This window comes from Collinsella sp. AF05-9 (assembly GCF_003465595.1).
GTDB lineage: Bacteria > Actinomycetota > Coriobacteriia > Coriobacteriales > Coriobacteriaceae > Collinsella.
The window spans coordinates 32,370-41,790 of sequence record NZ_QSBB01000020.1; the positions used below are offsets into that span (position 1 = coordinate 32,370).

A 9,421-nucleotide genomic window follows, 5' to 3' on the forward strand; every position below is an offset into this window, starting at 1 on the left:
GAAGGGGGCAGGGCGTTTGACTACTCGGCCATTACGGTGATGTTCTCGCGGTGCGCACGGATAACGTCCCAGCTAAAGTGCTCGACCAGCTGCTCGGCAGAGCGCGGTGTGGTGTCCGGTGCGATGCCCGTTTGCCCAGCGAGCCATCCCAGCAGTGCCTCGGGCGTGCCAAAGCGGGCGCGTAGTTCGCCCAGGTCCAGATCGCGGTCGCGCTTGGAAAGGCGGCGGCCGTCCGACGACATGAGCAGCGGAATATGTGCGTAGTGCGGCGTGGGAAGTCCCAGCAGATGCTGCAGGTAGATTTGGCGCGGCGTGGAGCCCAGCAGATCGCATCCGCGCACGATCTCGGTGACGCCCATGGCGGCGTCGTCGACCACCACGGCTAGCTGATAGGCAAAAACGCCGTCGCTGCGGCGGACCAAAAAGTCGCCGCACTCGGTGGCGAGCGCCTCGCATTGAGCCCCGTACGTGCGGTCCACGAATTCGATCACGTCTTCCGCGAGGTCATCTACGGTGGGCACGCGCAGGCGCGTGGCCGGAGCGCGCAGGGCACTGCGGCGGGCAACCTCCTCGGCAGAAAGGCCTCGGCAGGCGCCGCGGTAGATGGGTGTGCCGTCGCTGGCGTGCGGCGCGCTTGCGGCGTGGAGCTCGGCGCGCGTGCAAAAGCAGGGATAGGTGAGGCCGGCGTCTTGTAGCCGGTGCAGGGCGTCCTCGTACAAGTCCAGGCGATTGTGCTGGTAGTAGGGGCCTTCGTCCCATTCGAGTCCCAGCCAGGCCAGGTCGTCAATCAGTTGAGCGGCAAGCTCCGGTCGCTTGCAGCGATCGTCCAGGTCCTCGATGCGCAGCACGATGCGGCCGCCTTGGCTGCGGGCCGAAAGCCACGCGCACAGGCAGCTGAACACGTTGCCCAGGTGCATGCGGCCCGAGGGCGACGGGGCGAAGCGGCCCACGACGGGGGTGGGCGCTGCCGTTGCTGGTGCGTCCGCGGCGTGTGCTGCTATGTTGCGTGCGTTGATATCCATGCGGACGAGTATAGCGCGGGAGGTGGGGGAGGCACCGACTCGACAGCTCGATCGCCGCCCGCCAGCCCAACCCCTCAAACGACAGAAACCCCGGCAGCTCTTCGCAACTGCCGGGGTTTCCGCGGAAAAGGGGGACATGATCCTCGAGCGAACGGGAAAGGGGCAACCGTTTTCGCTCAACTGCTTTATGCCCCTCGGTTGGCGGCTCAATCAGCGCGTGCCGCGCCCACACAAAGCCGCTACACCTGTGACGGAGCTGTGAAGTGGTATCTATTGCTGGCACTGGCCATGCCAAGGGTGTCCCTAATGACTAGTCATTTAAGAACGTCCCCAATGACTAGCCGCCGGGGTGCGGGGAGGGTGACTTTTGTCCCGTTTGCTGCTCCGGTTGCCGAGATGTTCGTCATGTGCAGCCGCAAACGTGGGACAATGACGCTACTGGTATCACAGACAAAGGATGTGCCTATGAACGCCCCCGTTGCCAAGCCCTGTCGGCAGCGCCGCCTGTTTGCGCGATTCGCTTCCGTCTGCGCACTCGTCGCGCTTGCGTTGTTGCTGCTGCCTGCCGCCGCGCACGCCGACGGCTACTCCATGACCCAAACCTATATCGGTGCCACGGTTGAAGCCGATGGATCGCTGACCGTTGTCGAGGGACGCCAGTTTGATTTCGACGACGATATCAACGGCGTGTATTGGGATATCAATACGGGCACCAACCAGCAGGGCGGCACGGCGGGCGTCGACGTGCTGAGTGTCGAGGAAGAGGACACCGCGTTTAACAAAGTCGATAGCGCGAACAAGGGCGACTCTGGCGTCTACACGGTCGAGCAGACCGGTGACGGCGTAAGGATTAAGGTGTTCAGCCCCCACGAGAGCGGCGACAGCGCGATCTATTACGTGAGCTACACCATGACCGGTGCGGTTATGAACTGGTCCGATACCGCTGAGCTCTACTGGAAGTTTGTGGGCGACGGATGGTCCGCGGATTCCGACGATGTCGAGATGGAAGTGCACTTCGCAAATGCCGCTGCCGGGACGGCGGCCGTCAAGGGCGATAACTTCCGCGCATGGGGCCACGGCCCGCTGACGGGCGACGTATCGCTCGATGCGGACGAACCCATGGTCACCTACACCATTCCTTGCGTGCATCAGGGCGAGTTCGCCGAGGCACGCATCGCCTTCCCCAGCGACTGGGTGCCGCAGCTTGCCGCTTCGGGCGAAGATCGCATGTCAACGATCCTGAGCGAAGAGAAGGAATGGGCCGACGAAGCTAACGCCCGCCGTGAGCACGCGCGTGCGGTTGCCAGCGCGATTGCCGTGGTATGTGTTGTTGTGGCGGTTGCCTATACCGGTGTGATCGTGATGCTCAAGCTGCGCAGGCCCAAGCCCAAGCCGCTCTTCCAAGACGAGTACTTCCGCGATGTGCCCTCGGCCGACCATCCCGCGGTGCTTGCAGCTCTTATGAGCTGGAACGACGTGCCCGATCAGGCATATATCGCCACGCTGATGAAGCTGACCGACGACCGCGTGATCAAGCTAGAAGAAGCGACCGAGACCAAGAAGAAGGGTCTGCTCCGTCGCGAAAAAGAGGAGCAGACGTATCGCATCACAGTGACCGACGAGGCCTGGAAGGCTGCCAAGAAGGACGGCATCGATCGCGACGTGCTCAAGGTCTTCTTCGCTGGCGTTAAGCCCGATAAAGACGGCGTCCGTTCGCGCACGTTTAGCGAGCTGGAGGAGTATGCCAGCGAGCGTACTGAATCTGTTGGCGACAAGCTCGAGGACTATCAGAGCACGGTTAAGGGCAAGCTGGAGGAGCGCGAGTTTATCGCATCGGATGGCACTATCGCGATGGTGGCCGGCCTGGTTCTCGGCATCATCATTGTCTTTGGCATTTTGGGCTCTCTGTTCTATACCGACTTTGCGGACGCCAACGTCGGTGCCGCTATGATTTCGATCCCCGTTACGATCGTGGGCTTTGTCCTGAGCTGCACCTTCCGCCGTTACACGCCGGAGGGCGCCGAGGTGGCGGCTCGCTGCAAGGCGCTCAAGCATTGGCTCGAGGACTTTACGCGTCTGAAGGAGGCCGTCCCCAGCGACCTGATCTTGTGGAACAAGCTGCTGGTGATGGGCGTTGCCCTGGGCGTTTCGAAAGAAGTGCTGCGACAGCTGGCTGAGGCCGTGCCTGCGGACCTGCGCAACAGCGACGACTTCTACGACAATTACCCCTGCTACTGGTGGTATTACCATCATTACGGTACCGAGTCCCCGCTCGATTCATTCGATGACGTGTATCACGAGAGCATCCGTGAGCTGGCTTCGAGTTCCGATAGCTCGAGCGGCGGCGGTGGCGGCGGCTTCTCTGGCGGCGGTGGTGGCGGCGTCGGCGGAGGCGGCGGCGGAACGTTCTAACGGTCCTAAATTACGGGATGGGCTTTTCTCGACAGCCGTCGGGAAAAGCCCATCCCTTTCTTTTGCGCCGAAAAGGGCTGATCTTTCGTCTTTTGGCTTCTTCGAAAGGGGCGGTGGTCAAAAAATGCCGAATATGAGTACTGTTGCCCCAATGGTCACATTTATTTACGCTCATTAGATGACTCCTAATGAGAGTGTTTCTCGTTAGAAGCTTATTTTATTGAACATTTGGGGAGATACGTCAGCTCGTATGGTTGACTGCATGCCTAAAGGTTTCAAAAATGCCCCAAATCGCTGCTACTAAAAAGATAGCAGTACTCATATTTAATGCTTTTTGTCCACAGCTATTTACAAACCCCCCTAGTCCGCTCATTGGGGACAGACTTAAATGACCAGTCACACGGTGGAACAGTCCGACGACGGCGTAAAGATTAAGGTGTTCAGCCCCCACGAGAGCGGCGACAGCGCAATCTACTACGTGAGTTATTCCATGACCGGTGCGGTTATGAACTGGGCCGATACCGCCGAGCTTTACTGGAAATTTGTGGGTGACGGCTGGTCGGCGGATTCCGATGACGTCGAGATGGAAGTGTATTTCGCAAATGCCGCTGCCGGGACGGCTGCCGTCAAGGGCGATAACTTCCGCGCATGGGGCCACGGCCCACTGACGGGCGACGTGTCGCTCGATGCGGACGAGCCCATGGTCACCTATACCATTCCCTGCGTGCATGAGGGCGAATTCGCCGAGGCACGCATCGCCTTCCCCAGCGACTGGGTGCCGCAGCTTGCCGTCTCGGGCGAAAAGCGCATGTCGACGATTCTGAGCGAAGAGAAGGAATGGGCCGACGAGGCCAACGCTCGCCGCGCTCACGCTCGCATGATTGCCAATGCGCTTGCCGTGCTAAGTGTTGTCGCGGCGGTGGCCTTTACCGGCACAATCGTTGTGCTCAAGCTGCGCCGCCGCAAGCCCAAGCCGCTTTTCCAGGACGAATATTTCCGCGATGTGCCTTCGGCCGACCATCCCGCCGTGCTTTCGGCCCTCATGAGCTGGAACGACGTGCCCGATCAGGCATATATCGCCACGCTTATGAAGCTCACCGACGACCGCGTGATCAAGCTGGAAGAAGCGACCGAGACCAAGAAGAAGGGTCTGCTCCGTCGCGAAAAAGAGGAGCAGACGTATCGCATCACAGTGACCGACGAGGCCTGGAAGGCTGCCAAGAAGGACGGCATCGATCGCGATGTGCTCAAGGTCTTCTTCGCCGGCGTTAAGCCCGATAAAGACGGCGTCCGTTCACGCACGTTTAGCGAGCTGGAGGAGTATGCCAGCGAGCGTACTGAATCTGTTGGCAACAAGCTCGAGGACTATCAAAGCACGGTTAAGGGCAAGCTGGAGACGCGCGAGCTTATCGCCTCGGACGGCACCATCGCCCTGGTTGCCGGCTTGGTTCTCGGCATCATCATCGTCTTTGGCATTCTGGGCTCTCTGATCTATACCGACTTTGCGGACGCCAACGTCGGTGCCGCTACGATCTCGATCCCCGTCACGATCGTGGGCTTTGTCCTGAGCTGCACCTTCCGCCGCTACACGCCGGAGGGCGCCGAGGTGGCGGCTCGCTGCAAGGCGCTCAAGCATTGGCTCGAGGACTTTACGCGTCTGAAGGAGGCCGTCCCCAGCGACCTGATCTTGTGGAACAAGCTGCTGGTGATGGGCGTTGCCCTGGGCGTTTCGAAAGAAGTGCTGCGACAGCTGGCCGAGGCCGTGCCTGCGGACCTGCGCAACAGCGACGATTTCTACGACAACTACCCCTGCTACTGGTGGTATTACCATCACTACGGCAACGAGTCCCCGCTCGATTCGTTCAACGATGTGTACCACGAGACCATCCACGAGCTGGCTTCGAGTTCCGATAGTTCGAGCGGCGGCAGCGGCGGCGGCTTTTCCGGTGGCGGCGGTGGCGGCGTCGGCGGAGGCGGCGGCGGAACGTTCTAGCGAGCGCTTGCTTTGGGGTGGATCTTTCTGGGCGGTTGCCAGGGAAGATTCATCCCATTTTTGTGCATCGAAACGGGTCAAACTTTCCGCTGAGGACCTTCGCACAAGGGGCAGTGGACAAAAAATACCAAATATGAGTACTGTTGCTGCGTTGGTCACATATGTTTGCACATAATAATGGGCTCCTAATGAGAGTACTCCTCGTTAGGAGCCCATTTTATTGAACATTTGGGGAGTTACGTCAGCTCGTGCAGCTGGTCGTCATGCCTATAAGCATCAAAAATGCCCCGAATCGCTGCTACTAAAAAGGTAACAGTACTCATATTTGATGTATTTTGACCACGGCTATCTACAAACCCCCTAGGCCACTCATTGGGGACAGACTTAAATGACTAGTTGTTGGGGATCAGTCATTGGGGACGTTCTTAAATGACTAGGTGTGGCTGCTTGGGCTAGGCTGTTAGGTCGAGTTCGTAGAGAAAGCTTTCGCGCGGCATGTCGTGACGACGCTCTTCGCGGTTGGCGCGGTGCGTGGCCGTGCGCTTAAAGCCGTGCAACTCGTAGAACTTCCACGAGCAGTTGGAGTCGGTGTACAGGTGCGCCCTTGTCGCCCCGCGCGAGGACAGGTACGAGACCGCGGCATCGAGCAACACTGAGCCTACACCCAGGCCGTGGACATCGGGATCGACGGCGAGCAGCGTGACTTCGTTGTCGTGCGGCAACGGGCTGCTCTCGAGCAGGCGGTTGTTGGTTCGGATGGTTGCGCGCACAAACGAGAGATACTCGGCGCAGACATCGGGCTCCAGCTCGCGCATCTGCGAAAGCAGCGCGCGTTCGGTATCCATCCAGTGTTCCTTAACGGTGGCGCCGGAACTCTGTCCCGCGCGCGCGAGCGCAATGCCACGCGCCTGACCGTCGATTACGGCAACCTGCGAAAACGTCGATGACGAAAGGCAATGGGCGAGGTCGCACGCGGCCTCGAGGCGGTTGTACTCATCGTTATCCGAATTGTTATGCCAAAGCTGCTGCAGAATCAGCGCGATGGCGTCGAAGTCTTCGGTATCAAACGGTCGGTAGAGAACCCGCGAGACCATGGTGCCTCTTTCTTTTGCGGATGCATATCGAGCACAGTTCTACCACGCTATTGGCATCTAATTATGGTGCCCCTGTGTTCCATGAACTCACCGTGCCCGGTGCCGTGCCCATCCCCTCTGCTCGCAAACTTTTTCTGCACATGCGCCCGTTGCGGGGTGCATCGATGCGCTCGATGCGCTACATTGAATCAGTATTTTCAATGCCGCTGCGCGAGCGCTGCAGATCGACGTATCACCGACTCACAGAGCACGGCGGCGTACCAGACAGGAGGACTGCATGGGATCTGATGTGAAGATCGCGCGCGCGTTGATCTCGGTTACCGATAAGACGGGCGTCGTCGATTTCGCACGGACGCTGGTCGATGACTTTGGCGTCGAGATCATCTCTACGGGCGGCACGGCTCGTGCCATCGAGGACGCGGGCGTTCCCGTAACCCCCATCGAGGAGTTCACGGGCTATCCCGAGATGATGGACGGCCGCGTTAAGACCCTGCACCCCAAGGTTCACGGCGCGCTGCTGGCCCGCCGCGATTCCGAGCAGCACATGCAGGAGGCCGCCCAGCACGGCATTAAGCTGATCGACCTGGTCGTCGTCAACCTGTACGAGTTCGAGAAGACCGTCGCCAACCCCGAGGTCACCTTTGCGGATGCCATCGAGCACATCGACATCGGTGGCCCCTCCATGTTGCGCTCTGCCGCCAAGAACGCCGCGAGCGTTACCGTCATCTCCGACCCGGCCGACTATGATGCCGTCCTGGCCGAGATGCGCGAGACCGGTGGCTGCACCACGCTTGCCACCCGTCGTCGCCTGCAGGTGAAGGTCTACCAGACCACCGCCGCCTACGACACGGCTATCTCCCGTTGGCTTGCCGCCCAGGCAAGCGACGTGGCGGACACCTCTGCCAAGCTCGAGATTTCGCTGGAGAAGGTCGACGACCTGCGCTATGGTGAGAATCCTCAGCAAAAGGCTACGGTCTACCGCTTTGCCGAGGGCTGCGAGAACACCGCGAGCTCTCAGTTCCCGCTTGTGGGCTCCGAGCAGATCCAGGGCAAGCCGCTCAGCTACAACAACTATCTGGACGCCGATGCCGCCTGGAACCTGGTCCGCGAGTTCGACGAGCCGGCCTGCGTGATCCTCAAGCATCAGAACCCCTGCGGTTCCGCCGTTGCCGAGGACATCACGGCCGCCTACGACCGCGCTTTCGCCTGCGATCCCAAGAGCGCCTTCGGCGGCATCATCGCCTGCAACCGCGAGGTTCCCTTTGAGCTGGTTGAGCACTTTGCCGATCAGAACAAGCAGTTCGTCGAGGTCATCATCGCCCCGAGCTATACCGCCGAGGCGCTCGAGCGCATGGCCAAGCGCCCCAACCTGCGCGTGCTGGCTACCGGCGGCGTGGACCACGGTGCCCAAGTGGAGCTGCGCTCCATCGACGGCGGCATGCTGGTGCAGGAAGTCGACCACGTGACCGAGGATCCCGCGACCTTTACGTTCCCCACCGACCGCAAGCCCACCGATGCCGAAATGGCCGAGCTCGAGTTTGCCTGGAAGGTCTGCAAGGGCGTCAAGTCCAATGCTATCCTGGTCTCCAAGGGCAAGGCCGGCATTGGCATGGGCCCGGGTCAGCCTAACCGCGTTGACTCTGCACTGCTTGCCTGCGAGCGTGCCGAGGACTTCTGCGAGCGCGAGGGCGTGGAGAAGGGCGGCTTTGCTTGCGCAAGCGACGCGTTCTTCCCGTTCCGCGACAACGTCGACGTGCTTGCCGCGCACGGCGTGACCTGCATCATCCAGCCCGGCGGCTCCAAGCGTGACGACGAGAGCATCCAGGCCTGCAACGAGCATGGTATTGCGATGGTCTTCACCGGAGCCAGGCATTTTAGGCACTAGAGGCTTTCCCAAGCACCCGACCTTGCCCCTCAAACCGTCGCTTGCGTACATTTAGTACGCGGCGCTCCTCTTTCGGGGCAATCTCGGGCACTTGGAAAACCCTTAATGGGATGTTTCTCTATCCCATTAAACTGTTCGGTCGCCTGACCATATCGTCAAAATAATCTCTGCAAAAGACGGCTGCTCCGTTTGGAGGGCCGTCTTTTTGGTATAAGAGGACGGAATGACTAACACGAAAGGTACAACCATGCCCCAGATTGATGATGCCGAGCTGTTTGGCAATGCCGAGGATCAGCGTGCGTACGAGGACTTTTGCGCCAATCAGGAGGCGGTCGAGAAGTTCACGCTCGACAAGCCCGCGCTTGTCTGCCGTTGGCGCATGTCCAATAAAAAGGTGCCCATGCTCAACCGCCACATCCGCGCGCTGTCCGAGCGCCTGGTGCAGGGCGAGCTACTTACCCATAACATGCTCAGCTGGGCCAAGCAGCACGTTGAGTGGTCGCTAGCCGAGGGCGATTACACCGCACACGACGGTGTGCTCATGCTGGTGATCGACATCAACGGCAACGCCGCCATGACAGTGGGGGAGTACGAGCCGCTCGCCGATACGTCGGCCAAGGCGCTGCGTGCCCGCTCCGCCGAGGCCCGCTCCGAAGCCGACGAGACCGGTGTGGCGCCCGAGCTGCTCGCCGCCGTCAACAACGGCGAACTCGCCTTTGTGGCGCCGGCGGACGAGTGCCTGTGCGGCACGGCGACGCTCATCGAGCAGCTGGCCCAGACCAAGGGCATCCCGGTCACGCGCGTAGATATTCCCGCGCAGCTTAAGGGCGCGCTGTTCCTGGTGAGCGACGAGCACGGCGTGGTCCCCGCAACCGAGACGGACGCCGCCGAGGCCGACGCCGCCACGGTCGCCTTCTTTGTCGACGGCTACGAAAAGCTTCGCGCCCGCCGCTAAATGATTATTCTGGGACGTGTCTCTATGGTTTTGTCAACCGCGTGCTTCGCGCCATTTCGG

Annotated in this window: 6 protein-coding genes; 4 read left to right on the top strand and 2 right to left on the bottom strand. The window is 60.6% G+C overall.

The window, feature by feature from the left end; genetic code table 11:
* Window positions 1-20: 20 nt before the first annotated feature.
* Window positions 21-1,022: a tRNA glutamyl-Q(34) synthetase GluQRS gene (gene gluQRS, locus DWV43_RS06940; protein WP_255413611.1), complete on the bottom strand. Its 1,002-nt coding sequence runs from the start codon at window positions 1,020-1,022 to the stop codon at window positions 21-23.
* Window positions 1,023-1,487: 465 nt separating this feature from the next.
* Here gluQRS and DWV43_RS10070 point away from each other — a divergent pair, with 465 nt between their 5' ends.
* Window positions 1,488-3,434, top strand: coding sequence for a DUF2207 domain-containing protein (locus DWV43_RS10070; RefSeq protein WP_158569842.1), 1,947 nt, complete (start codon window positions 1,488-1,490; stop codon window positions 3,432-3,434).
* A 388-nt stretch (window positions 3,435-3,822) separates the two neighbouring features.
* On the top strand, window positions 3,823-5,427 hold the full coding sequence (locus tag DWV43_RS10190; protein WP_158569843.1) for a DUF2207 domain-containing protein: 1,605 nt from the start codon (window positions 3,823-3,825) through the stop codon (window positions 5,425-5,427).
* 452 nt (window positions 5,428-5,879) lie between these two features.
* On the opposite strand, the gene DWV43_RS06955 is transcribed toward DWV43_RS10190, so the two are convergent.
* A complete protein-coding gene (locus tag DWV43_RS06955; RefSeq protein ID WP_117769936.1) occupies window positions 5,880-6,521 on the bottom strand; it encodes a GNAT family N-acetyltransferase in 642 nt (213 codons plus the stop codon).
* Between the two features lie 277 nt (window positions 6,522-6,798).
* Here DWV43_RS06955 and purH point away from each other — a divergent pair, with 277 nt between their 5' ends.
* Together purH and DWV43_RS06965 are read left to right on the top strand one after the other, a co-directional pair.
* The gene (gene purH / locus DWV43_RS06960; RefSeq protein ID WP_117802793.1) at window positions 6,799-8,406 is read left to right on the top strand and encodes a bifunctional phosphoribosylaminoimidazolecarboxamide formyltransferase/IMP cyclohydrolase; all 1,608 of its coding nucleotides are present in this window, start codon (window positions 6,799-6,801) and stop codon (window positions 8,404-8,406) included.
* Between the two features lie 247 nt (window positions 8,407-8,653).
* Entirely contained in the window at window positions 8,654-9,361 is a 708-nt protein-coding gene (locus DWV43_RS06965; RefSeq protein ID WP_233539219.1) for a hypothetical protein, read from the top strand.
* Window positions 9,362-9,421: the final 60 nt, after the last annotated feature.